This is a genomic window from Pseudomonas sp. ASL4 (genome assembly GCF_056680395.1).
In genome coordinates this window covers 1875874-1899431 of sequence record NZ_CM155280.1, presented here as the reverse complement: position 1 = coordinate 1899431, position 23558 = coordinate 1875874, and the positions used below count along the sequence as shown (strand labels likewise).

Below are 23558 nucleotides of genomic sequence, written 5' to 3'. Positions count from 1 at the left end.
GCAGCCTTCGGCAGCTCCTACAAGGATCAGGGTCGTTCTTTTCAGGGTGCTATCAATGCATCTCGGTGAACGCGAGTTTCACGCCGATGGCGATCAGCACCGCGCCCATGGTCCGGTCGAACCAATGGCCCATGCGGGCGAAACTGGCGCGTACGCGCTGCTGGCTGAACAGCATTGCCACCAGGCAAAACCAGAACGCCGTCGCCACCGCGAGATAAACCCCGTAACCAGCCTGCACGGCCAGCGGCGTGTGCGGGTTGATCACCACGGTGAACAGCGACAGGAAAAACAGCGTGGCTTTCGGGTTCAGGCCATTGGTCACGAAGCCTGAGGTGAAGGCGCCGCGAGCAGTGCGCTCGCCGACTTCCTTGTGCAAATCGTCCGCCACGGGTTTGGCCGGTTGTGCCCGCAGGGCCTTGAAACCGATGTACAGCAGGTACGCGGCGGCGGCCCATTTCAAGGCGTTGAACAGCACGATCGACTGGGACACGATCAGGCCGATGCCCAGCAGCGAATAGCCAACGTGGAGGAAAATCGCCGACCCCACACCCAGCGCGGTCCAGGTCCCGGCACGTCGACCGTGGGTCACGCTCTCACGCACCACCACGGCAAAGTCCGGGCCGGGGCTGGCGACGGCCAGCAGGTGAATCAGGGCAACGGTCAAAAACTCTGTCCAGTACATGGGGGCTCCTCTAGGGCGACGTGGTCAATAAATAAACTGAAGCAAACTCAATTTCTATGGCTTGCATAAAACCTGTGGCGAGGGGGCTTGCCCCCGTTCGGCTGCGAAGCAGCCGTAAATCGGTGCACTCGGTACACCTGATGAAGCCGGGTTGCTGTTGAAAGGGGCCGCTTCGCGCCCCAACGGGGGCAAGCCCCCTCGCCACAGGACTGCGCCGTACTTCAAAGTCTCAACCGAGTGACTTTCAGCCAGTGCGTAACCATTTGTTTCATCTGGTAGGCTCGGCAGATTACGCCTTCAGTTCATTGCACAAAAGGTACAGTTGATGACGAACTCTCGCCGCGCCGTTTTCCTCGACCACCCGTCCCTGGATCTGGGCGACCTCAACCTGAGCCCCTTGCGCGAGTGCTTCAGCGATTTGCAGTTGTTCGCCCAAACCACGCCGGACCAAGTGATCGAGCGCCTCAAGGGCGCCACCGTCGCCATCAGCAACAAGATCCTGATCGATGCCGCCGCCATGGCCGCCAACCCTGAATTAAAGCTGATCCTGATCACCGCCACCGGCACCAACAACGTCGATCTGGCCGCCGCCCGCGCCCACGGGATCACCGTTTGCAACTGCCAGGGTTACGGCACGCCGTCGGTGGCCCAGCACACGATCATGCTGTTGCTCAATTTGGCGACACGCCTGGCGGACTACCAGAAAGCCGTCGGCGAAGGTCGCTGGCAGCAAGCGAAACAGTTCTGCCTGCTGGATTACCCGATCGTCGAACTGGAAGGCAAAACCCTCGGCCTGCTCGGCCACGGTGAACTGGGGGGCGCCGTCGCACGGCTGGCTGAAGCCTTCGGCATGCGCGTAATACTGGGGCAGATTCCTGGCCGCCCTGCCCGCCCGGATCGCTTGCCGCTGAATGAACTGCTGCCGCAAATCGACGCCCTGACTCTGCACTGCCCGCTCAACGAACACACCCGCCACTTCATCGGCGCCCGTGAGCTGGCCTCGATGAAACCCGGTGCCTTCGTGGTCAACACCGCCCGCGGTGGCTTGATCGACGAACAGGCACTGGCCGATGCGTTGCGCAACGGTCATTTGGGCGGCGCCGCCACCGATGTGCTGAGCGTCGAACCACCGACCGCTGGCAATCCGCTGCTGGCCCACGACATCCCTCGACTGATCGTCACCCCGCACAACGCCTGGGGCAGTCGCGAAGCGCGGCAGCGGATCGTTGGGCAATTGACCGAAAACGCTCAGGCGTTCTTCAGCGGTACAGCGCTGCGGGTCGTCAGTTGATAAACTGCCGCACTTTTTTTCAAGGAGCAGAGTATGGATCCGCGCAGTGAAGTACTGCTTCGTCAGGCCGAGTTGTTCCAGGGTTCGGTGTTGTTGGCCGGTTTGCCCGCCGACGACTTGCTGGGCCGCCTGCCCGACGCCCACGGCTGGTGCTGGCATGCCGGCGATCAAGCGACACTGGACGCACGCTTCGCCGATCGCAGCCAGTTTGGCGTGAATGCGCCCGAGCGCGAATTCGAAACCGCCGTGGTGTTTCTGCCCAAGTCCAAGGATTTGACCGACTACATCCTCAACGCCCTCGCCTCACGTCTGGCCGGGCGCGAGTTGTACCTGGTCGGCGAAAAACGCAGCGGTATCGAAGGCGCGGCCAAGCAACTGAACCCGTTCGGCAAACCGCGCAAGCTCGACAGCGCACGGCATTGCCAACTGTGGCAGGTCACCGTCGCCAACGCGCCAGAAGCCAAGTCGCTGGAAAGCCTGGCCCAGGAATACGAACTGCCATTGGCCGAAGGGCCGCTGAAAGTCATCAGCCTGCCGGGCGTCTTCAGCCACGGTCGCCTGGATCGCGGCAGCGCGCTGTTGCTGGAGCATCTGGACAAATTGCCGAGCGGCCACTTGCTGGACTTCGGTTGCGGTGCCGGCGTGTTGGGCGCGGCGGTCAAGCGTCGTTATCCACACAATCAGGTCACGTTGCTCGACGTGGATGCGTTTGCCGCCGCCAGCAGTCGTCTGACATTGGCCGCCAACGGTCTGGAAGCCGAGGTGATTACCGGTGATGGCATCGATGCCGCGCCGATGGGTTTGAGTGCGATTTTGAGTAACCCACCGTTCCATGTCGGGGTGCACACCGATTATTTCGCGACCGAGAACTTGCTGCGAAAAGCAGCCAAACATCTGAAAAACGGTGGCGAACTGCGCCTGGTTGCGAACAGCTTCCTGAAGTATCAACCGCTGATCGAAGAGCACCTCGGCGTGTGTGCGATCAAGGCTGAAGGACAGGGTTTCCGGATCTACCGGGCCAAACGCGGCTGAAACTTCTTTTAAAAAAGAGGCTTGCCCAATCGGATTTGCCTAGGCAGAATCCGCTCCGTCCTAGGGGAGTAGTCTCCCACGAGCGCCATGCTCGTCCGGCATACGTCAACATACTTGGTCAACAGACCATGGCGTATGCGACCTAAGCGTCCGCACAGACGGATCGCCAGGGTTTGACAAGACCTATGACACGAACACCTTACCCGGGGCGGGAAGGCTGTACGTGTCATAGCCGTGTCGACCCGCCCCTTAGGAAAACCCTGATGCTGGATTCTCTTCTCGTTCCTACCGCAATCGTTGCCTTGGCCGAAATCGGCGACAAGACGCAACTGCTCGCGCTCATTCTCGCCGCGCGCTTTCGCAAACCCTGGCCAATCATCGCCGGTATCGTCGCCGCGACGCTGGCCAACCACGCGGCAGCCGGTGCGGTAGGTGCCTGGTTTGGTAGCTTCTTCACGAATGCGACGCTGCACTGGATCCTCGCCGCGAGCTTTACCGCAACGGCATTGTGGACCCTGGTACCGGACAAGATGGACGACGACGAAGCCAGCACCGCCCGCAAGTTCGGGCCGTTCCTGACCACACTGATCGCGTTCTTCCTCGCCGAAATGGGCGACAAAACCCAGGTCGCCACCGTGATGCTCGCCGCGCAATACCCGGACCTGTGGCTGGTGATCATCGGCACCACCGCCGGTATGTTGATCGCCAACGTGCCAGTGGTATTGGCCGGTAACTTTGCGGCGGACAAACTGCCATTGACCTTGATTCGTCGCCTGGCGGCAGCGGCGTTCTTTGTGCTGGCGATTGTCGCGGTGTACAAGGCGATGCAGAGCAGTGGGTGGGTTTGACGGCGTAGGTCGGTAGACCGCGTTATCGTTCTTCGCGAGCAAGCCCGCTCCCACAGGGGAATCTCGGTGGCCACAATATTTGTGAGCACTGGTGATCCAATGTGGGAGCGGGCTTGCTCGCGAAGGCGTCAGCAGCCTCGCCCCATGAATATCAGGACTTCGCAGCTTTCTCGTACAACGGCATCACCTTCGGAATCGCTGCCTGCAGCGAAGCAATCCGACTGGTCGACGCCGGGTGAGTGCTCATGAATTCCGGCGACGAACCTTCGGAAGCCTTGCTCATCTTGTTCCACAAGGTGATTGCGGCATTCGGGTTGTAGCCGGCGCGAGCCGCCAGTTCCAGACCGATCAGGTCGGCTTCGTTTTCATTGGCGCGGCTGTTGGGCAACGTCATACCGTAGTTGGCCACGGTGTCAGCCAGGGCCAGGCTGTCCTGCCCCAGACCGAACAAGGCACCAGCGCCCTGCTTGGCCATTTCGATGCCATAGGCCTTGGACATTGCTTCACGACCATGCTCGCGCAGGGCGTGGGCGATTTCATGCCCCATGACTGCGGCGATTTCATCGTCGGTGAGTTTCAGGCTGTCGATCAGCCCGGTGTAGAAAATGATCTTGCCGCCAGGACCGCAGTTGGCGTTGAGTTCATCGCTCTTGATCAGGTTGACTTCCCACTTCCACTGGGCCGAATCCGGACGGAAGTTCGGCGCTTGGGCAATCAGCCGATCGGCAATGGCCTGGATACGCTTGGCGTCGGTACTGGTTTTGTCCAGTTCGCCCTTGCTCGTCGCCTCCCCTACTGTCTTCTGATAGGACTGGGCATACATCTGGTTGACCTCATCCGAGGACAGCATGCTGAACATGTACTGCTTGCGCTCAACGCCTACGGCTCCGCCGCTGGTGGTGTTGACCGACTGACAACCCGCCAGCAGCAATGCCGCGCTCAGTGCACTTACAACCAATGACTTGTTCATCCAAAAGCTCCCTGAAAACATGCCGCATATCCTAGGACGTGAATTGTATCGGCGCCAGATACAAAAGACGCGTAGCACGCACTTTCCGAAAAGAGGCTGCTCTTTGTAGGAAAAAATTCACATCCCTCACACGCCACGCCCGCAATGCCCATATGCGACATCCAGCGCTCCAAAACAGTCATTTCGCCATCACCCGCTCATGGTCCCCGATCCCTCTGCCGATACCCCAACGCAGACGTCCTCTTGCGTGCGGAGCCCCCATGAAATTCAAGTCGATCCAGTTTTCCGTGGCGGCCCTTGCCGGCGCTATCGTCCTCAGCGTTGTTGCCGCCCTGGTGCTGTACGCGCTGTTTTCTGGTGCCCGGACGCAAGACATGGTCCAGGAGCGGACCCAGGCGCAGTTCGAACAAGTCATCGAGCAACGCCTGACGTCCCTGGCGCAGACTCAGGTCAGCCAGATCCAACGTGAACTCGAAGCGCCGCTGCTGATTGCCGGCGGACTGGTGCGCGTTAATGAACTGATCGGCACGCCGGGGGCTGATGGCCAGCCGCAACTGAATCTGAGCCGTGAGCAGTTGATCAGCCTGATCAAGGAAAACGTCACCAAGAACCCGAAAATCCTCGGCACCTACATCGGCTGGGAAAAAAACGCCCTGGACCATAACGACGCGGCCTACGTCGACACCAAGGTGGTCGGCATCGACGCCGCCAACGGGCGTTTCCTGCCGTGGTGGTTCCGCAACGAGGATGGCAGCCTGGGCCTGGACAAACTGGTGGACGTCGACGACCAGAAAACCCTGTCCACCGGCGTGCGCGCCAGCGAGTACTACCTGTGCTCGAAGGAGACCAAAAAATCCTGCGTGATCGATCCGGCGCCCTACAAGGTCGGCGACAAAATCGTCATGCTCGCCTCCTTTATTGAACCGATCATGCTCAACGGTACCTTTCAGGGCATCGTCGGCGCGGACCTGTCGGTGAACTTCATCCAGGAAATGCTGCTGGGCGCCAACCAGAAACTGTATGGCGGCTCAGGCGTGATGGCGCTGATCGGCGGCAATGGCCGAATCGTCGCCTACACCAAGGACCCGAGCAAATTCGGCGAGAAGGTCAGCGACATCCTCGACAGCCAGCAGATCGCCAATATGTCCAATCTCAAGCGCGGCGAAGTGACTTACACGGTCGACAAGGCCCAGGGCCGGATCGAGTTGTACCTGCCATTCGGCATCGGCCAGACCGACGCCCGCTGGACGCTGATGCTGCAATTGCCGCTGAACGCAGTGATGGCGGACTTGCAAAAACTGCAAGGCGATCTGGATAAACAGCGCAAATCCGACACCTTCGGCATGGCCATGGTCGGGTTGCTGATTGCCGGTATCGGCTTGCTGGTGATCTGGCTGGTGGGCCACGGCATTGCCCGTCCGCTCAAGCAAATGGTGGCCATGCTCGACGACATCGCTCAGGGCGAAGGCGACCTCACTCGACGCCTGACCAGCGACCGCACCGACGAATTGGGCTCGATCGCCAAAGGCTTCAACACCTTCCTGGCCAAGTTGCAGGCGATGATCACCCAAGTGGTGACGTCGGTGCAGAGTGTCAGCGATTCGTCGGAACACACCGCCGACATTGCGATTCGCACCAATATCGGCGTGCACAAGCAAATGGCCGAGATCGATCAGGTCGCCACGGCGGTGCACGAAATGACCGCCACCGCTCAAGACGTGGCGCGTAACGCGACGTCCGCGGCGCAGGCGGCCAGTCATGCCGATCAGGCGGCAGCCCAAGGCATGCAGATTGTGCGCGACACCTCGAATTCGATTGGCGTGCTGGCGGTGGAAATCGGTAAAGCGGTGGCCGTGGTGCAAACCCTGGCCAAGGACAGCGAGAACATCAACGCGATCCTCACCGCCATTCGCGGGATCGCCGAGCAGACTAATCTGCTGGCCTTGAACGCGGCCATCGAAGCGGCCCGCGCCGGTGAACAGGGCCGTGGTTTTGCGGTGGTGGCCGATGAAGTACGCAACCTGGCGCAGAAGACCCAGAAGGCCACCGAAGAAATCCAGACCATGATCCAGCAACTTCAACAAGGCACCCGCGATGTGGTGCGGGTCATGGAAGACAGTCAGAACCGTACCGACGAAAGCGTGCAGCACGCGGCGAAAGCGGCCGAGGCGCTGGAGACGATTACTCAAGCAGTGTCGGTAATCAACGACATGAACACGCAGATTGCCAGCGCCGCGGAGGAACAGAGTGCGGTGGCTGACGACATCAATCGGAACGTGATCAACATTGGGCAAGTGGCGAATGAAGTGGCGGGCGGGGCGGATGAATCGAGCGCGGCGAGTGCAGATCTGACCAAATTGGCGGAACAGCAGCGGCGGTTGATCAATCAGTTCAAGGTTTGATCCGAGGCCCTCTTCGCGAGCAAGCCCGCTCCCACATTGGATCTGTGGCGTTCACAAATCCCTGTGGGAGCGGGCTTGCTCGCGAAGGCGTCGGAACAGACGCCCAATCAGCCGGGGGTCAGACACTCCGGCCCATTCAGCTTCGGATCATTCACCAGATTCGCCAGTACCCGCTCACGCAATGGGGCGGGCTCACTGGCCAGCAACCCCTGCAACACATGCAACGGCGTCTCGGGATCAAGCCAGGCGGCTTGCCCCGCCTCATCCAGAATCAACGGCCGACGCTGACTCGCCGCCGGCTGAGTGATCACCGCCGTGCTCAGCCACACCTGTTCCTGCACCGGATACGCTTCCCAGATCGCCGCGAAAAACAGCGCCGAGCCCTCCCCCGGCGTCAGCCAATACGGACGTTTGCGCTGGGTGCCGCGCCACTCGTAGAAACCATTGGCCGGCAACAGGCAACGGCGCTCGCGCAACGCCTGGCGGAACATCGGTTGTTCGGCGACGGTTTCGGCCCGGGCATGGGCTGGCGTGCGCGACAGGTCGGTCAGCCACGGCGGCGTCAGGCCCCAGCGGGCACGGGCCAGTTCACGCTGGCCGCTGGTGCCGGCACGCAGCATCAACACCGAATCGTTGGGAGAAATATTCCACTGGGCCTGCTGATCGGCGGGAAAGCCAGGCAGGGCCGCGAAGGCGGGGTTCCAGCGAAACAGGGCATAACGTCCACACATGGGGCAACACGACTCTTGATAAAACGAACGTCAGCCTAACAGACCAGGGTGCCGGGAAAACTTTCCGGTTCATCACCGGGCATCGGCAGCGCGGCATTGTAGGCGGTGATCAGCTCTCGGGCGTATTGCGCCTGGTCGTTATCCACTGACAATCCCAGCAACCCGTAAATCGGCAACTCGCCCGTGCCGCCGAGCAAATCACGCCCCACCAGATGCGCCTCGATGCCCTCGCTGGCGAGCATGCTTTGCAGCAATTCACCTTCCATCAGGTTTTCCGGTTCGTAGATTCGCTGCATACGCGCCCCTCACTCGTTTTCGCTGAAGACTTCGAGGTGCCATTCCTCTCCGTCAACCTGCAATACAAACTTGATCGGCTTACAACACACCTGACAGTCCTCGATGTAGGTCTGATCACCACCCGACAGATCCACGGAAGTCTCAACCTCCTCACCACAATACGGACATTCATACACTGCGCTTTCCAGCATCGCGGTCTCCCAAGTGACTTGTGCGTATAATCGCCGGTCTATTTGCAGGGCTATTTTTGTCTGGCTAACTTTTCAGACCGTGCCCCGTTGGTTTTCGATCAAAACCTTTACTTACCCTAGCCGTTTCTAACAAGAGAGCATGATGGGCGAATTCGATGCCATCCGACCTTACGACGACAGCGAAGTCCCAGCGGTGCTGGCACGGCTGCTCGGCGACAAGGCGCTTCTAGATATTCTCATCCACTTCCGCTTCCCGCGTTACGCCGGTGCTTTCGGCTGGATGCTCAAACCTCTTATAGCTCATCGGCTGCGCCGTGAGTTCGCCGGCGTCAATTCGGTGGCCACATTGCAGGACAAAGTCGAAGTTTATGTCGACCACACCATCGAACGCGCCACCGACGGCGTGACTTACACCGGCGTCGAGCAGTTCAAATCTGGCAGCGCTTACCTGTTCATCGCCAACCACCGCGACATCGTGATGGACCCGGCCTTCGTCAACTATGCCGTGTACCACGCTGGCCTGCCGACCCCGCGCATTGCCATTGGCGACAATCTGCTGCAAAAGCCCTTCGTCAGCGATTTGATGCGCCTGAACAAGAGCTTCATCGTGCACCGTTCGATCACCGGTCGCCGCGAGAAGATGGCCGCTTATCAGCTGCTGTCGGCCTACATCAACCACTCGATCCGCAAAGACTGCGCCTCGATCTGGATCGCCCAGGCCGAAGGCCGGGCCAAGGACGGCGACGACCGTACCGAGTCGGCGATCCTCAAGATGTTCCACATGAGCCGCAAGGACGAGCCGTTCGGCGAGGTCATTCAGTCGCTGAACGTCACCCCGGTGTCGATCAGCTACGAATACGACCCGTGCGACCAGGCCAAGGCCCGCGAGCTGTTTATCCGCGCGACCACCGGCAGTTACACCAAAGTGCCGGGCGAGGACGACGTGAGCATCGCCAAGGGCATCACCGGCTACAAGGGCCGAGTCCACGTGAACTTTGCCACGCCGATCACCGAGCTGTTCGATGACACCAAGCAATTGGCGATCGAGATGGACCGGCAGATCCTCGGCGGCTACCGGTTGTTCCCGGTGCACTACCTGGCGTACGCCATGTGGAAGGACGCGGATCCGCAACTGCAGGTGCCGAAAGCGACCGAAGTGTTTGCGGCGGATGAACTGGCCAAGGCTCAGGAAGAATGGCAGCGACGCCTGGAAGCCTGCCCTGAGGAGCATCGGCCGTTCATGGTGCTGCAATATGCGACGCCGGTGAGGAATCAGTATCGGGTGAAGGCCGGGCTGACGCTTTAAGCGGTTTGACCCGATACGACAACGGCGCCCCTGTGGCGAGGGGGCTTGCCCCCGTTCGGCTGCGCAGCAGTCGTAAGATTTAGGGGTCGCTTCGCAACCCAACGGGGGCAAGCCCCCTCACCACAGGCAAGCTCCACTGTTCACAGGGTTTTGAGTCAGCAGCTTAAAACCGTGTGCTGATCCACGACACCACTAGCGCCACGCCCAGGCAAGCGAAGCCGAATCGATAGAAAAACCGGTTCATGCGCTGGGTGGCGCCATCCAGCATCAACATCGAGTCATCGACGCGGCGGTTCTGGGTGGCTGCCTCAAGAACGGCCAACGCGCGCTGTTCACGGCGACGAGTGGCGTGCAACAACCAACTGCCCGGGAAGGCGAGCAGCAAGGCCAGCAAGTTGATCAATTTGGCGGGATGGTTGGTAAACAGCGAAATCAAATGCAACGACATCACGGACCTCGGGCAGAACCAGGGTGGCAGGCGCCGGACCGACGACTGCGGCGTGGATTCTACCGAAAGCCTGCCCGCCTGCCCTCACCTTTGCGACAAATAACGCACCACTTGGCCGATACCTGTCCGGCGTCACAGCATCGTCATCTGAATGCGCCAGTCTGGCGCCCCTCGAAACCCACACAGAGTTCAACATGCTGCACGCCGAAAACCAGGACCGCCTCTACCTCATCGCCCAAAGCGACGAACAGCAGAATCTCGTTGGCAGCCTTGCCTTCAATGTCCAGGACCGCCACTGGCTGGTGTATTGCGCATTGGGCGGGCATCAACATGCGGATCTGCCGGAGACGGATATGCTGACCGGCGTGAGTGTGCTGGATTTTTACTCCGAAGCAGCGTGATGCTTTAGATCCATGTAGGAGCGAGGCTTGCCCGCGAAAGCGGTGTGTCAGTCGACACTAATGTTGAATGTTCGGTCCCTTCGCGGGCAAGCCTCGCTCCTACAGGGTTCAGAGTTGATCGGTCATTATGTGGCCTCCGCCAATCCCATGTGGGAGCGGGCTTGCTCGCGAAAGCGGTGGGTCAGCTGCATTGATGTTGACTGACACACCCTCTTCGCGAGCAAGCCCGCTCCTACATTGGGTCGGCGTCACCCACAAAAAATCGCAGACACAAAAAAGCCCGGAACCATCACTGGCACCGGGCTTTTTTTGAATCTCGCGAAAGGTTATTCGCCGAGCATCTGACCCACGGTCGGGTCCTTGAACAGGCGCGTCAGCGCGTCGCTCAACACATCGCTGACCAGTTTGGTGTTGGTTTCCTGGTTCGGCGCCATACCGAAACGCTGATCCAGGGAAGCACCGTAACGGCCGCTGTAACGACGGTTGGCGTTCTGCACATCAGAGCGGAAGGTCGCGCCGATGGTCGCTTCAGTCACATACATGCCTTCTTTAGGCGACTGATAACTCAGCTCCGCCAGGGTCACGGTCAACTGCGGCGCGTTCATGCCGTTGGACACCGGGGTGAAACCCAGCAAACGCACGGCGGCTTCAGCCTGGGCTTGCAGCTTCGGCAGAATCTGCGCGCCCTGCACGGTGATCGCGCTGGTCTCAGGGTACAGACCGCCACGGGTTCCCAGGGTTGGCGACGGACGGCCATCCACCACACGCACCACAACCTGCTGGCCATGGCCAACCGGCGCCAGCTGAGTGGTCAGCTTCGGTTCCGGGCTCAGTTGTTGCGGGCTGTGGGCGCAGCCAACCAGGGTCAAACTGGTCACAGTGATCAAACCGAACAACAGGCGTTGCAACATGCTCTTCTCTCCAGAATCAGGCACTAACAGTGCCCGCAGTATAGCGGTGGGCGCCTGCGACGAACTAGGGGACTACAAACATTACTGAAATCTCTGACGAACCCTTCAGACCGCGGCTCCTGTCACAAATATGTCACCGTCCTTACACTTGCACGTCACGGCTCGCGGGCATGCTTCACAGCAGCCCCCACAAGGTACTTTGCCATGCGTTATCTGATCTCGCTGTTCGCACCACGCCCATTGCACCGCAGCTTTGCCCTGCTCGACCGCAACGGCCACTGCCAGGCTTTCAAGCAGTGCAGCCTCCAGCCCATGGGCGATGGCTGGGTCGAAATTGAAGAAATCCGCCTCAACTGGCTGCACCATCCCCTGCCCGCCAGCGCCCGCATCAGCCAGCGCCAGTCACGCGCACGCGCTCAACAGCTGTTGACCACCTGACCAGACGCCTAATAAAAGTCATTAAACACGTCCATTTCCCTGCGTTTCTTAGATACAATCTCACCCCGATTATAAGGACGTCTCCTGATCGGGCCTCGCAGCATCGTTAATGCCTCGGTATTGACACCCCGCACCGCCCACAGAGAGCCGCCCACACAGATCGAGTGAAGCTGGCGCGCTTGCTGTTCCCTGAGCAAAAACCCCACTTTTCGCGAATCTGCAGAGCTGTCATTACGCTCGGTTACTGAGCTGTTTGCCCGTTTTGCCTGTCATGTATTCCATGGCGGCAATCCATCCGGGCACGGTGCCAGGCTGGGACAGCCCTTTTTTGAGGTTCACGTCTTCAAAAGAGCGTGAAAAAAACGGGTTTTCACAACTTCACAAGAGTGTGGCGAGCAAATGAATAGTTTTGCGTCTGAACATGCACCATTAGCGTCTGAAACAGCCCAACGACACAGGACCGAGTACTCCTCGAACACCGGAGCCTGAAGCCTGTCCGCTACGGATTTGGTTGCACAAACGGATGTCTCGACCATAAGTCGAATTGCCAGTCGCGCGCTGAAATGAGTTCATGTGATTCATAGGCCCGGCCGGTAGCGTCCGTCGAAGTTGCGAAAAATTGCGAAGATTCGGACATGGCGATCCTGGCCATGGGTACCTGGGGCATCACTGACACGCCCCGTCACTCCTGGCAGCTATGCCGACAATTTGGTGCTGCAGATTTTGGAGACGCGTTAAATGGCGCATAACGAAGCAGTCGACGTAGTACTCGTTGGGGCCGGCATCATGAGTGCCACCCTCGCTGTACTGCTCAAAGAGCTCGACCCCGCGATCAAGCTGGAAGTCGTCGAGCTAATGGATTCCGGTGCTGCGGAGAGTTCCAACCCATGGAACAACGCCGGTACCGGTCACGCCGGGCTGTGTGAGCTCAACTACACGCCTCAGGCCGCCGACGGCACCGTCGACATCAAGAAAGCCGTGCACATCAACACCCAGTTCGAGGTGTCGAAGCAGTTCTGGTCGTACCTGACCAAAAAAGGCACCTTCGGCTCGTGCAAATCCTTCATCAGCCCGGTGCCGCACCTGAGCTTCGTGCAAGGCGACAGCGGCGTGTCCTTCCTCAAGGATCGCTTCAACGTGCTGAGCAAGCACCACGCCTTCGCCGACATGGAATACACCGAAGACAAGGCCAAGATGGCCGAATGGATGCCGTTGATGATGCCGGGCCGTCCGGCCGACGAAGTCCTCGCGGCCACCCGCGTGATGAACGGCACCGACGTCAACTTTGGCGCGCTGACCAATCAACTGCTCAAGCACCTGACCAGCGCACCCGATGCCCAGGTCAAGTACTGCAAGCGTGTGACTGGCCTCAAGCGTAACGCCAATGGCTGGACCGTCAGTATCAAGGACGTCAACAGCGGCAACACCCGTGAAGTCGACGCCAAATTCGTCTTCCTCGGCGCTGGCGGTGCGGCATTGCCGCTGTTGCAGGCGTCGGGCATCGAAGAAAGCAAAGGCTTCGGCGGCTTCCCGATCAGTGGCCAGTGGCTGCGTTGCGACAACCCTGAAGTGGTCAAGCATCACCAGGCCAAGGTCTACAGCCAGGCAGCGGTCGGTTCGCCACCGATGTCCGTGCCGCACCTGGACACTCGCGTGGTCGATGGCAAGAAGTCCCTGCTGTTCGGGCCATACGCCGGTTTCACCACCAAGTTCCTCAAGCATGGTTCTTTCATGGATCTGCCGATGTCGGTACGCGCCGGCAACATCGGCCCGATGCTGGCCGTGGCGAAAAACAACATGGACCTGACCAAGTATCTGGTCAGCGAAGTGATGCAATCGATGGAACAGCGTCTGGAATCCCTGCGCCGCTTCTACCCTGAAGCGAAAGCCGAAGACTGGCGCCTGGAAGTGGCCGGCCAACGGGTGCAGATCATCAAGAAAGACCCGAAAAAGGGCGGCGTTCTGCAGTTCGGCACCGAACTGGTCGCGGCCAAGGACGGTTCTCTTGCTGCCCTGCTCGGCGCTTCGCCAGGCGCTTCGGTGACCGTTTCGATCATGCTGGAACTGATCGAGAAGTGCTTCCCGAACAAAGCGTCCGGTGAGTGGGCTGCCAAACTGGCGGAAATCTTCCCGGCTCGGGAAAAGGTCCTGGAAACCGACGCGGCGCTGTATCGCAAGATCAACGCGCACAACAACGTCGCGCTGGAACTGGTTGAAGCCAGTAACGAGACCGAAAGCTACGCTTGATTCGGTCCCATAAAAAACGCCCCGTTCTCATTGAGAGCGGGGCGTTTTTTTATGCCGCTGATCTTGGCTTTTGATCTTAACCGCGAGCCTTGGCGATCAATTCGATGTACTCGGCCGCATTGCGCTGATCCTTGATCACCGCGACGAAATCATTGCCGTGCTCATCTTTGCCGTCCAGATCAAACCCGGCCTCGACGAAAAACGTCAGGAAACGCTCGAAGTCGTCGATGCGCAGGCCGCGATAAGCCTTGATCAGTTTGTGCAGGGACGGGGAAGTGGCGTCGACCGGTTCAAAATCGAGGAACAGTTTGATCTGCTCATCGCCGATCTCGTCACCAATCACTTGCTTCTTATCTTTACGCATTGCCGACTCCAGCTCGCAGACATTTCACGGGGCGGGCAGTTTACCCCTCGTTTGACGCCGGGCTCAACGCGAACGAACGCTGCCGGTGTGCAGATCGGCCCAGACATGGCCGTTGGCGTAGCTGAGGAACTGGCAATACACCGTGTCGTTGCGCAGCAGATCGATCACCACCCGGTATTGGGCCAGCGGGTAGTAGAGCGTCAGGGTTTTACTTTTTTCGTCGTAGATCGGCTTTTTCTGGCTTTTGCTTTCACCATCGAAGTTGACCAGCACCTGATTGATGCTCGCGCCCTTGTTCAAGGATTTGCCCTTGAGGCGGATCAGCAGTGGTGACGTGACCGGAATCGGCTGTTGGGTGGACTGGCGCTGGCTACCCACCACCACCGAATACTCGGTGACCTGCAACAGTTGCTGTTGCTCCGGTTCAGCGTCACGCAGGGTCAGGTCGTCCGGCGGCAAAAACTGTGCATGCATCGGCGCCGGGGCAGCGGCCAAGGGCAGACTGAGGGTCAGCAACAGGACGGCGCAGCTGCGGATCAAAAGACTCATGACGGGCTCCGGAGGCGAGGCCGAGCACTCTAGCATGGGTGTACAACGGTGGATGCAGAACACAGAACCATTGTGGGAGCGGGCTTGCTCGCGAAAGCGGTCTTACTGACACATTGATGTTGAATGTGCCGACGCTTTCGCGAGCAAGCCCGCTCCTACAAGGGATTGGTGCCGGGAGTTACATGCCTTTAACGGCAAAAATCCCGTTGGCGTTACGCCAGTAGCCTTTGTAGTCCATGCCGTAACCGAAGATGTAACGGTCGATGCACGGCAGGCCGACGAAATCGGCTTTGAGGTCCGGGCGAGCCTTGCGGTCGTGGTCTTTGTCGATCAATACGGCAGTGTGCACAGCGCGAGCGCCGGCGTGTTTGCAGTAGTCGATGATCGCGCCCAGGGTGTGACCTTCATCGAGGATGTCGTCGATGATCAGCACGTCACGGTCCAGGAACGAAACTTCCGGCTTGGCTTTCCAGAACAGGTCGCCGCCGCTGGTTTCGTTGCGATAACGGGTGGCGTGCAGGTAAGACGCTTCCAGCGGGAAGTGCAAATGGGTCAGCAGCTTGCCGGCGAAAATCAGGCCGCCGTTCATTACACAGAACACCACCGGGTTGGTATCAGCCAGCTGTTCGTTGATGTGTGCACCGACACGGGCGATGGCCGCCTCGACTTCAGCTTCGGTGTACAGGCAGTCAGCCTCTCGCATGATTTGACGGATATGCTCGAGATCAGCAGGCATGGCGCTCTCCAGGGGGGGTAAAGGGAGGGACGGATTCAGGAAAAGCGGGCAAAGGTACGCATCAAGCGAGGCCAGATCAAGCGTTTGTGGACTAACGTACCTTATGTCTATAGGACAACACCCTCGGATAGATTAATCTAGGCCGGTTTTTTTGCCCGCCGCCGGAGCCTTTCCCCATGCCCATCCAAGAGATCCGCCATCCGCTGATCCGTCATAAACTTGGCCTTATGCGCCGCGCAGACATTAGCACGAAGAATTTCCGTGAGCTCGCTCAGGAAGTCGGTGCCCTGCTGACCTACGAAGCCACCAAAGACCTGCCGCTGGAAACCTACGATATCGAAGGTTGGTGCGGCACTGTGTCGGTGGAGAAAATCGCCGGCAAGAAAATTACCGTGGTGCCGATCCTGCGCGCCGGTATCGGCATGCTCGAAGGCGTGCTGAGCCTGATCCCGGGCGCCAAAGTCAGCGCTGTAGGCGTGGCCCGTAACGAACAAACTCTGCAAGCTCACACCTACCTGGAAAAACTCGTTCCGGAAATCAACGAACGCCTGGCGATGATCATCGACCCGATGCTCGCCACCGGCAGCTCCATGGTCGCCACCATCGACCTGCTGAAAAAGGCCGGTTGCCGGGACATCCGCGCCATGGTGCTGGTAGCGGCACCTGAAGGCATCGCCGCCGTCGGGAAAGCTCACCCGGACGTGATGATCTACACCGCCTCCATCGACGAAAAACTCAACGAGCACGGTTACATCATCCCGGGCCTGGGCGATGCCGGTGACAAAATCTTCGGCACCAAGCAGAAGGACGCTTGAGCATGCAGGAAGAGTTCAACGATCCGCTCTGGCGCACAGTGCTGTCGGGTGCACAGATGCTGTTCGTGGCGTTCGGCGCCCTGGTGTTGATGCCGCTGATTACCGGCCTCGACCCGAATGTGGCGCTGTTCACCGCAGGTCTGGGGACGATTTTGTTCCAGATCGTCACCGGGCGTCAGGTGCCGGTGTTTCTGGCGTCGAGTTTTGCCTTCATTACCCCGATCATCCTCGCCAAGGGCCAGTTCGGCCTCGCAGCGACCATGGGCGGTGTAATGGCGGCGGGTTTCGTCTACACCTTTCTCGGCCTGGCCGTGAAGATCAAAGGCACCGGGTTCATTGACCGGTTGCTGCCACCGGTGGTGATTGGTCCGGTGATCATCTCCATCGGCCTGGCCATGGCGCCGATTGCCGCCAACATGGCGATGGGCAAGGCTGGCGACGGTTCCGAGCTGATTCATTACCAGACCGCGATGCTGATCTCGATGCCGGCGCTGCTGACCACCCTGATCGTCGCAGTGTTCGGCAAAGGCATTTTCCGCCTGGTGCCGATCATCTCCGGCGTGTTGGTAGGTTTTGCCATGGCGTTCTACTTCGGCGTGGTCGACACCGCGAAGATTGCCGCCGCCCCATGGTTTGCGATCCCGCACTTCACGGCGCCGGAATTCAACTGGCAGGCGATTCTGTTCATCGTCCCGGTAGCCTTGGCCCCGGCCATCGAGCACATCGGTGGCGTGATTGCGGTCGGTAGCGTGACCGGTCGCGATTACCTGAAGAAGCCGGGCCTGCACCGCACCCTGCTCGGCGATGGCATTGCCACCACCGCAGCCGGTCTGTTCGGCGGCCCACCCAACACCACCTACGCCGAAGTGACTGGCGCGGTGATGCTGACCAAGAACTACAACCCGAAAATCATGACCTGGGCGGCGATCTTTGCCATCAGCCTGGCGTTTGTCGGCAAGTTCGGCGCGCTGTTGCAAAGCATTCCGGTGCCGGTGATGGGCGGGATTCTGTGCCTGTTGTTCGGCTCAATTGCGGCGGTGGGCATGAACACGCTGATTCGCCACAAGATCGACCTGAGCGAGGCGCGCAATCTGGTGATTGTCTCGGTGACCCTGGTGTTCGGGATTGGCGGCGTGCTGATCGGCACCGGCACAGGGCCAGACGACTTCGGCCTCAAAGGCATCGCACTGTGTGCGGTGGTGGCGATTGCGCTGAACCTGTTGCTGCCGGGCAATGACAGCTGGAAGCACAAGAAGGCGGATGATCCGTTGTTGTAAAAGTTGACGCATCACCCTGTGGCGAGGGAGCTTGCTCCCGCTTGAGTGCGCAGCACTCACAAAATCTTCATCGGCTGCGATAATTTTGGGGCTGCTTCGCGGCCCAGCGGGAGCAAGCTCCCTCGCCACAGTTTGTGTGCTTACAGGGCTATCGGTGCCCGCTCGCACAACATGTTCAACGCCCGCGCCCACTGCGGATCATCGTTAAGACACGGCACCAGCACCAACTCCTCTCCTCCCGCTGCGCGGAACTGTTCCAACCCGCGATCCCCGATTTCCTCAAGCGTCTCGATGCAATCGGCAACAAACGCCGGGCACATCACCAGAATCTTCTTCACGCCGCTTTTGGCCAATTCATCGAGGCGTGCTTCGGTGTAGGGTTCGATCCACTTCGCCCGGCCCAATCGCGACTGGAATGACACCGACCACTTGCCATCGGCCAAACCCAGGCGCTTGGCAAACTCGGACGCGGTGCGCAGGCACTGGGCTCGGTAGCACGTCGCCAATACGGCCGGCGATGCATTCTTGCAGCAGTCTTCGTTTTTGAAGCAATGCTGGCCGCTCGGATCAAGCTTGGTCAGGTGCCGTTCCGGCAAACCATGAAAGCTGAGCAGCAGGTGATCGTGATCTTGCTCCAGATAGGGCTTGGCACTGGCCACCAGCGCATCGAGGTATTCCGGCTGATCGTAGAACGGCTGGAGAATCGAGAACTGCACGTCGAGCCTTTTCTCGCGCACGACACGTTTGGCTTCCTCGATCACCGTGGTCACGGTGCTGTCGGCGAACTGTGGATAAAGCGGCGCGAGGGTAATTCGCTTGTGGCCCTGGGCGGCCAGGCGCACCAGTGTCGACTCAATCGACGGCTCGCCGTAACGCATCGCCAACTCCACCGGGCCGTGAGTCCATTGGGCGGTCATGGCCTGTTGCAGACGTTTGCTGAGCACCACCAGCGGCGAGCCCTCCTCCCACCAGATCGAGGCGTAGGCGTGGGCCGACTGTTCCGGGCGCTTGAATAGGATCAGCGACACCAGCAAGCGTCGTACCGGCCACGGCAGGTCGATCACATACGGGTCCATCAGAAATTGATTGAGGTAACTGCGCACATCCGCCACCGAGGTGGAGGCCGGTGAGCCCAGGTTGACCAGAAGCAACGCGTGATCGGTCATGCAACATCCTATTTCAAAGGCGGCTGGAGAGATCGTCCAGGGCCGCGCGTAAATCAGTGAACTGGAAAGTGAAACCCGCTTCCAGCAAGCGCGCCGGCATGGCTTTCTGGCCACCCAGCAACAGCAATGACAACTCGCCCAGGGCCACCCTCAACGCCAGGGCCGGCATGGGCATGAACGCCGGGCGGTGCAACACGGCGCCCAGCGTCTTGGCAAATTCACGATTGCGCACCGGTTTTGGCGCGCAGGCATTATAGGGACCGCTGGCGTCGTTGCGATGCAGAAGAAAATCAATCAGGGCGATTTGATCCTTGATATGAACCCACGGCATCCACTGCCGACCACTGCCAATCGGCCCGCCCAGCCCCAGTTTGAATGGCAGCAACAGCCGCGACAAAAAGCCGCCCTCGGCGGATAGCACCAGCCCGGTGCGAAGCAAAATTACCCGAATGCCCAAAGCCTCGGCACGCAGGGCCGTCTCCTCCCAGGCGATGCTCAATTGGCTGGCGAAATCATCGATCACCGGCGGCGAGTTCTCAGTCAACTCGCGCTCGCCACCATCGCCATACCAGCCAACCGCGGAGCCGGAAATCAGCACCTGCGGTTTTTGCTCACGGCTTTCGAACCAGGCCAGCAACGTTTCGGTCAGGGTAATCCGACTACTCCAGAGCAGCGCTTTGCGCCGGCCAGTCCACAAGCGATCGGCAATGGGGGCACCCGCCAAGTTGATAACGGCATCCACCGGTTCCTCGCCAAGGTCTTCGAGACGGGCAATGCCTCGCACCTGAGCGCCACATATTTTCGCCACTTTTTCAGGCGTGCGACTCCAGACCGTGAGGCGATGTCCCTGGCTCGACCAGTGTTGGCAGAGCTGACGTCCTATCAAACCAGTACCGCCGGTCAGCAATATGTGCATGACTTCTTCCTCGCGTGGCGTTTTACCTTGATCACTAGTCTATTTTTATATGCAGGGATCTTTGGTATCGGGCAGTGTCTGTGTTTAACAATAGGCCAAGCTGTCAGAACGAGAACGCTAAAAGTTATACCAAAAAACAATATTGTACAGGTTTAAACCACGGCGTAGTCTGTACAGAAAGGTAAACGAGGCCCCTATGACTGTACCTATCGCAATCATCGGCACCGGCATCGCCGGACTGTCAGCCGCCCAGGCCCTAACGGAGGCCGGGCATGTCGTTCAACTTTTCGATAAAAGCCGTGGCAGCGGCGGACGCATGTCGAGCAAGCGCAGTGACGCGGGGGCTCTGGACATGGGCGCGCAATATTTCACTGCCCGCGACCGCCGCTTCGTCACCGAGGTCCAGCGTTGGCAAGCCAATGGCTGGGTCGCCGAATGGACGCCACTGCTCTATACGTTTCAGGGCGGCCAGCTCAACCTGTCGCCGGACGAACAGACGCGCTGGGTCGGCACGCCGCGAATGAGCGCTATCACCCGCGCGCTGCTCGGGGACCTGGAGGTGCACTTCGCCTGCCGGATCACCGAAGTCTATCGCGGTGAAGAGCACTGGCATCTACAGGACGCGGAAGGCTTCACCCATGGACCATTCAGCCATGTGGTGATTGCAACGCCGGCGCCTCAGGCGACCGCGCTGCTGGCCGCTGCGCCGAAACTCGCGGGGGCCGCTGCCGGGGTAAAAATGGACCCGACCTGGGCCATCGCCCTGGCCTTCGACAAACCGCTGGATACGCCCATGGAAGGCTGCTTCGTGCAGGACAGCCCCCTCGACTGGCTCGCGCGCAACCGCAGTAAACCCGGGCGCGACAACACCATGGACACTTGGGTATTGCACGCCACCAGCGCCTGGAGCCGGCAACACATCGACCTGCCGAAGGAAGCGGTGATCGAGCAACTGCATGGAGCTTTCGCCGAACTGCTGCACAGCGCGATGCCCGCACCGACCTTCAGCCTCGCCCATCGCTGGCTCTACGCCCGTCCCGCCAACAGTCATGAATGGGGCGTGTTGGCGGACGCCGATCTGGGCCTGTACGTGTGTGGCGACTGGTGCTTGTCCGGACGCGTCGAAGGCGCCTGGCTCAGCGGCCAGGAAGCTGCCCGCCGTTTGCACGAGCACTTGCAGTGAACCGCATCAATCCAAGCAAATTGCGGCTGTCGAAATGGACAGCAGCCCAGCCGCAAAACCGCGAAAAACATTTTCTGGTGACCGAGTTGTTCCGGGATGAGGAAGGTACGGTGCTGGAAGTCGAGTTGCAGGCAGTGTTGACTCAGCGTAGTGAGCGGTTGGATTGGCAAACCCTGAAAGACAGCAACACCTGGCAATTGGGCTGGAAGTAGATCCCCTGTGGGAGCGGGCTTGCTCGCGAATGCGGTGGGTCAGCCGCACATGTGTTGACTGACTCATCGCATTCGCGAGCAAGCCCGCTCCCACATGGGAATCGCGAGCACTTCAAAAACCTATACAAATAATTTGACTTGTACAGCTTCGAATCTATGATGAAGATTATGTTGTACAACGCCAATGCGCTGTACAGGTTTAGATTCGAGGTGCTTCGATGTCCATCGCCCCCGCCAAACCGAAAATCGCGATCAGCGCCTGCCTGATGGGTGCCGAGGTGCGCTTCAATGGCGGGCACAAGGAATCGCGGCTGTGCAGTCGCACCCTTTCGGACTACTTTGATTTCGTCCCGGTCTGCCCGGAGGTCGCCATCGGCCTGGGCATTCCCCGCGAGCCGATCCGCCTGGTGGGCGATCCCGAACATCCTGAAGCCGTCGGCACGATTCATCATGAGATTAACGTCACTCAGCCGCTCGCCGAGTACGGCCAGAAAATGGCAGTCGAACTGGGCGACATCTGCGGCTACATCTTCATGCAGAAATCGCCTTCCTGCGGGCTGTTGCGGGTCAAGGTTTACCACACCAACGGCGCACCGGTGGATGGCGGTGGTCGCGGCATCTACGCCCAGGCGTTCTGCGCACAACATCCGGACCTGCCGGTGGAAGAGGACGGTCGCCTCAACGATCCGGTGTTGCGGGAAAACTTCCTGACCCGAGTCTTCGCCTACAGCGCCTGGCAGTCATTACTGCAAGAAGGCCTGACCCGGCGCGCGCTCATCGATTTTCACTCGCGCTACAAATACCTGCTGATGGCCCACAACCCGGTCCAATACAAAACCCTGGGCAACCTGCTGGGCAGCATGGGCCAGACCGATCCGAAAGAACTCGGCCCACGCTATTTCAGCGAACTGATGGAGGCGCTGAAAAAATGCGCCACCCGTCGCACCCACAGCAATGCCTTGCAACACATCAGTGGTTACCTCAAACAGGCCATCAGCGCTGAAGACAAACAGGAAGTGCAACACGTCATCGGCCAATATCGCCACGGCATCGTGCCGCTGGTGGTGCCGCTGACGCTGCTCAAGCATTACTTTCGCCAACACCCGGACCCGTACATTGCGCAACAGGTTTACCTGCAACCGCACCCGGAAAACCTCAGCCTGCGAAACGCGATCTAAATGAACAACACACCCGACACCAGCGCCAGCGAAGACTTCGGCGCCGACTTCAAAAAAGCCCTGGACGATGGCTGGCTGCCGATTCGTGAAGTCGCGCGCCAGACCGGCGTCAACGCCATCACCCTGCGCGCCTGGGAACGGCGCTACGGCCTGATCGTCCCGCAGCGCACGCCAAAAGGTCATCGGTTGTTCTCGGCCGAACACGTTCAACGAATCCTGACGATCCTCACCTGGCTCAACCGCGGCGTGGCCGTCGGCCAGGTCAAGCAACTGCTCGATACGCCGCAAGCCTTCACCGATTGCGCCGAAAACGATTGGCACCTGCTACGCCACACGCTGCTGCAAGCGGTCACGCAACTGGCCGAACGCACCCTCGATGACACTATCAATCAAGCGATGGCGCTGTACCCGCCGCGGACCTTGTGCGAACAACTGTTGATGCCCTTGCTGACGGAACTCGAGCAACGCTGGCAAGGCCAGTTCGGCGCACAGATGGAGCGGGTATTCTTTTATTCCTGGCTACGCAGCAAATTCGGCGCGCGCATCTACCATAACAACCGTCAGTTACGTGCCGCGCCGCTGCTGTTGATCAATCACTCGGACCTGCCCCTGGAACCTCACCTGTGGCTCACCGCGTGGCTGATCAGCAGCGCCGATTGCCCGGTGGAAGTCTTCGACTGGCCACTGCCGGCCGGGGAGCTCGCGCTGGCGGTCGAACAGCTGCAAGCCCGCGGCGTACTGCTGTATTCCAGCAAAGCCATGAACCTTGCGCAGCTGCCTAAACTTTTGAACGGTGTCAGTTGCCCAAAAATGATTGTCGGACCAACGGTATGCATCCACCACGCCGAGTTGTCCGTAAGAACTACCGAGATTGCTGATTTGTTCCTGGCCGAAGATCCCTTGTCGGCTCATCAGGATCTTGTTCAGCGTGGGCTTGTTTAATGATGCTTTTTTAATGAATCGTACG

The 23558-nt window shown here is 59.6% G+C and carries 26 protein-coding genes, 1 pseudogene and 1 riboswitch; of the genes and pseudogenes, 15 read left to right on the top strand and 12 right to left on the bottom strand.

The features are described from left to right. Positions 1-52: 52 nt before the first annotated feature. Positions 53-682, bottom strand: a complete 630-nt coding sequence (locus AC1MEW_RS08675; RefSeq protein ID WP_322269624.1) for a LysE family translocator — start codon at positions 680-682, stop codon at positions 53-55. A gap of 325 nt (positions 683-1007) precedes the next feature. Between AC1MEW_RS08675 and AC1MEW_RS08670 the strand changes: the two genes are divergently transcribed. From AC1MEW_RS08670 to AC1MEW_RS08660, 3 genes are all read left to right on the top strand, one after another. Beyond that, complete coding sequence (locus AC1MEW_RS08670; RefSeq protein WP_480426058.1) at positions 1008-1973, top strand: 2-hydroxyacid dehydrogenase; 966 nt, start codon at positions 1008-1010, stop codon at positions 1971-1973. Positions 1974-2006: 33 nt separating this feature from the next. After that, a complete protein-coding gene (locus tag AC1MEW_RS08665) occupies positions 2007-3005 on the top strand; it encodes a class I SAM-dependent methyltransferase (protein WP_201206610.1) in 999 nt (332 codons plus the stop codon). Between the two features lie 50 nt (positions 3006-3055). Continuing rightward, a riboswitch (yybP-ykoY riboswitch) is annotated at positions 3056-3180 on the top strand. Positions 3181-3268: 88 nt separating this feature from the next. Continuing rightward, a complete protein-coding gene (locus AC1MEW_RS08660; protein ID WP_201193568.1) occupies positions 3269-3853 on the top strand; it encodes a TMEM165/GDT1 family protein in 585 nt (194 codons plus the stop codon). A 151-nt stretch (positions 3854-4004) separates the two neighbouring features. Here the strand turns inward: AC1MEW_RS08660 and AC1MEW_RS08655 are convergent, their stop codons facing one another. Continuing rightward, a complete protein-coding gene (locus tag AC1MEW_RS08655) occupies positions 4005-4823 on the bottom strand; it encodes a M48 family metallopeptidase (protein ID WP_480426055.1) in 819 nt (272 codons plus the stop codon). 152 nt (positions 4824-4975) lie between these two features. On the opposite strand from AC1MEW_RS08655, the pseudogene AC1MEW_RS08650 reads away from it, so the two are divergent. Both AC1MEW_RS08650 and AC1MEW_RS08645 read left to right on the top strand, forming a co-directional pair. Then, a pseudogene (locus AC1MEW_RS08650) lies at positions 4976-6322 on the top strand (cache domain-containing protein); the annotation flags it as partial. 60 nt (positions 6323-6382) lie between these two features. Then, on the top strand, positions 6383-7225 hold the full coding sequence (locus tag AC1MEW_RS08645) for a methyl-accepting chemotaxis protein (RefSeq protein ID WP_480427204.1): 843 nt from the start codon (positions 6383-6385) through the stop codon (positions 7223-7225). A 107-nt stretch (positions 7226-7332) separates the two neighbouring features. Here the strand turns inward: AC1MEW_RS08645 and AC1MEW_RS08640 are convergent, their stop codons facing one another. Genes AC1MEW_RS08640 through AC1MEW_RS08630 form a run of 3 tightly spaced genes read right to left on the bottom strand, consistent with a single transcriptional unit; the run spans position 7333 to position 8444 of the window. Continuing rightward, the gene (locus AC1MEW_RS08640; protein WP_201206616.1) at positions 7333-7956 is read right to left on the bottom strand and encodes an SOS response-associated peptidase; all 624 of its coding nucleotides are present in this window, start codon (positions 7954-7956) and stop codon (positions 7333-7335) included. 35 nt (positions 7957-7991) lie between these two features. Continuing rightward, the gene (locus tag AC1MEW_RS08635) at positions 7992-8252 is read right to left on the bottom strand and encodes a putative signal transducing protein (RefSeq protein WP_201206618.1); all 261 of its coding nucleotides are present in this window, start codon (positions 8250-8252) and stop codon (positions 7992-7994) included. Between the two features lie 9 nt (positions 8253-8261). After that, positions 8262-8444, bottom strand: coding sequence for a CPXCG motif-containing cysteine-rich protein (locus AC1MEW_RS08630; protein WP_201206620.1), 183 nt, complete (start codon positions 8442-8444; stop codon positions 8262-8264). A 142-nt stretch (positions 8445-8586) separates the two neighbouring features. Here AC1MEW_RS08630 and AC1MEW_RS08625 point away from each other — a divergent pair, with 142 nt between their 5' ends. Continuing rightward, positions 8587-9750, top strand: a complete 1164-nt coding sequence (locus tag AC1MEW_RS08625) for a 1-acyl-sn-glycerol-3-phosphate acyltransferase (protein ID WP_201257038.1) — start codon at positions 8587-8589, stop codon at positions 9748-9750. A gap of 163 nt (positions 9751-9913) precedes the next feature. Here AC1MEW_RS08625 and AC1MEW_RS08620 read toward each other — a convergent pair whose 3' ends face one another. After that, positions 9914-10198: a hypothetical protein gene (locus AC1MEW_RS08620; RefSeq protein ID WP_201257039.1), complete on the bottom strand. Its 285-nt coding sequence runs from the start codon at positions 10196-10198 to the stop codon at positions 9914-9916. A gap of 194 nt (positions 10199-10392) precedes the next feature. On the opposite strand from AC1MEW_RS08620, the gene AC1MEW_RS08615 reads away from it, so the two are divergent. Then, positions 10393-10599, top strand: a complete 207-nt coding sequence (locus tag AC1MEW_RS08615) for a hypothetical protein (protein ID WP_480426051.1) — start codon at positions 10393-10395, stop codon at positions 10597-10599. Between the two features lie 326 nt (positions 10600-10925). Here AC1MEW_RS08615 and AC1MEW_RS08610 read toward each other — a convergent pair whose 3' ends face one another. Beyond that, positions 10926-11510, bottom strand: coding sequence for a YajG family lipoprotein (locus AC1MEW_RS08610; RefSeq protein ID WP_201206627.1), 585 nt, complete (start codon positions 11508-11510; stop codon positions 10926-10928). A gap of 204 nt (positions 11511-11714) precedes the next feature. Between AC1MEW_RS08610 and AC1MEW_RS08605 the strand changes: the two genes are divergently transcribed. Both AC1MEW_RS08605 and mqo read left to right on the top strand, forming a co-directional pair. Then, the gene (locus AC1MEW_RS08605) at positions 11715-11948 is read left to right on the top strand and encodes a hypothetical protein (RefSeq protein WP_480426049.1); all 234 of its coding nucleotides are present in this window, start codon (positions 11715-11717) and stop codon (positions 11946-11948) included. A 738-nt stretch (positions 11949-12686) separates the two neighbouring features. Next, positions 12687-14195: a malate dehydrogenase (quinone) gene (gene mqo / locus AC1MEW_RS08600; protein WP_201206629.1), complete on the top strand. Its 1509-nt coding sequence runs from the start codon at positions 12687-12689 to the stop codon at positions 14193-14195. A 76-nt stretch (positions 14196-14271) separates the two neighbouring features. Here the strand turns inward: mqo and AC1MEW_RS08595 are convergent, their stop codons facing one another. The 3 genes from AC1MEW_RS08595 to AC1MEW_RS08585 form a co-directional block, all read right to left on the bottom strand. Beyond that, positions 14272-14559 (bottom strand): PA4642 family protein, encoded by a 288-nt coding sequence (locus AC1MEW_RS08595; protein ID WP_092278109.1) that lies wholly within the window; start codon positions 14557-14559, stop codon positions 14272-14274. A 63-nt stretch (positions 14560-14622) separates the two neighbouring features. After that, positions 14623-15108: a hypothetical protein gene (locus tag AC1MEW_RS08590; protein ID WP_480426046.1), complete on the bottom strand. Its 486-nt coding sequence runs from the start codon at positions 15106-15108 to the stop codon at positions 14623-14625. 178 nt (positions 15109-15286) lie between these two features. After that, positions 15287-15844 (bottom strand): hypoxanthine-guanine phosphoribosyltransferase, encoded by a 558-nt coding sequence (locus AC1MEW_RS08585; RefSeq protein ID WP_133840271.1) that lies wholly within the window; start codon positions 15842-15844, stop codon positions 15287-15289. Between the two features lie 176 nt (positions 15845-16020). On the opposite strand from AC1MEW_RS08585, the gene upp reads away from it, so the two are divergent. Continuing rightward, entirely contained in the window at positions 16021-16659 is a 639-nt protein-coding gene (gene upp / locus AC1MEW_RS08580) for a uracil phosphoribosyltransferase (protein ID WP_201193530.1), read from the top strand. A gap of 2 nt (positions 16660-16661) precedes the next feature. After that, positions 16662-17936, top strand: a complete 1275-nt coding sequence (locus AC1MEW_RS08575; RefSeq protein ID WP_201206633.1) for a uracil-xanthine permease family protein — start codon at positions 16662-16664, stop codon at positions 17934-17936. A gap of 140 nt (positions 17937-18076) precedes the next feature. Here the strand turns inward: AC1MEW_RS08575 and hemH are convergent, their stop codons facing one another. Both hemH and AC1MEW_RS08565 read right to left on the bottom strand, forming a co-directional pair. Continuing rightward, positions 18077-19102: a ferrochelatase gene (gene hemH / locus AC1MEW_RS08570; protein ID WP_480426043.1), complete on the bottom strand. Its 1026-nt coding sequence runs from the start codon at positions 19100-19102 to the stop codon at positions 18077-18079. A 13-nt stretch (positions 19103-19115) separates the two neighbouring features. Beyond that, on the bottom strand, positions 19116-20018 hold the full coding sequence (locus tag AC1MEW_RS08565; RefSeq protein WP_201206637.1) for a TIGR01777 family oxidoreductase: 903 nt from the start codon (positions 20016-20018) through the stop codon (positions 19116-19118). 196 nt (positions 20019-20214) lie between these two features. On the opposite strand from AC1MEW_RS08565, the gene AC1MEW_RS08560 reads away from it, so the two are divergent. The 4 genes from AC1MEW_RS08560 to AC1MEW_RS08545 all read left to right on the top strand — a co-directional run bounded on the left by AC1MEW_RS08560 (position 20215) and on the right by AC1MEW_RS08545 (position 23533). Next, the gene (locus AC1MEW_RS08560; RefSeq protein ID WP_201206639.1) at positions 20215-21201 is read left to right on the top strand and encodes an NAD(P)/FAD-dependent oxidoreductase; all 987 of its coding nucleotides are present in this window, start codon (positions 20215-20217) and stop codon (positions 21199-21201) included. Next, complete coding sequence (locus tag AC1MEW_RS08555; RefSeq protein ID WP_322269632.1) at positions 21198-21413, top strand: TIGR02450 family Trp-rich protein; 216 nt, start codon at positions 21198-21200, stop codon at positions 21411-21413. Before AC1MEW_RS08560 ends, AC1MEW_RS08555 begins: the two co-directional genes overlap by 4 nt. A gap of 218 nt (positions 21414-21631) precedes the next feature. Next, complete coding sequence (locus AC1MEW_RS08550; RefSeq protein WP_480426040.1) at positions 21632-22591, top strand: YbgA family protein; 960 nt, start codon at positions 21632-21634, stop codon at positions 22589-22591. Further along, on the top strand, positions 22592-23533 hold the full coding sequence (locus AC1MEW_RS08545) for a MerR family transcriptional regulator (protein ID WP_201206645.1): 942 nt from the start codon (positions 22592-22594) through the stop codon (positions 23531-23533). Positions 23534-23558: the final 25 nt, after the last annotated feature.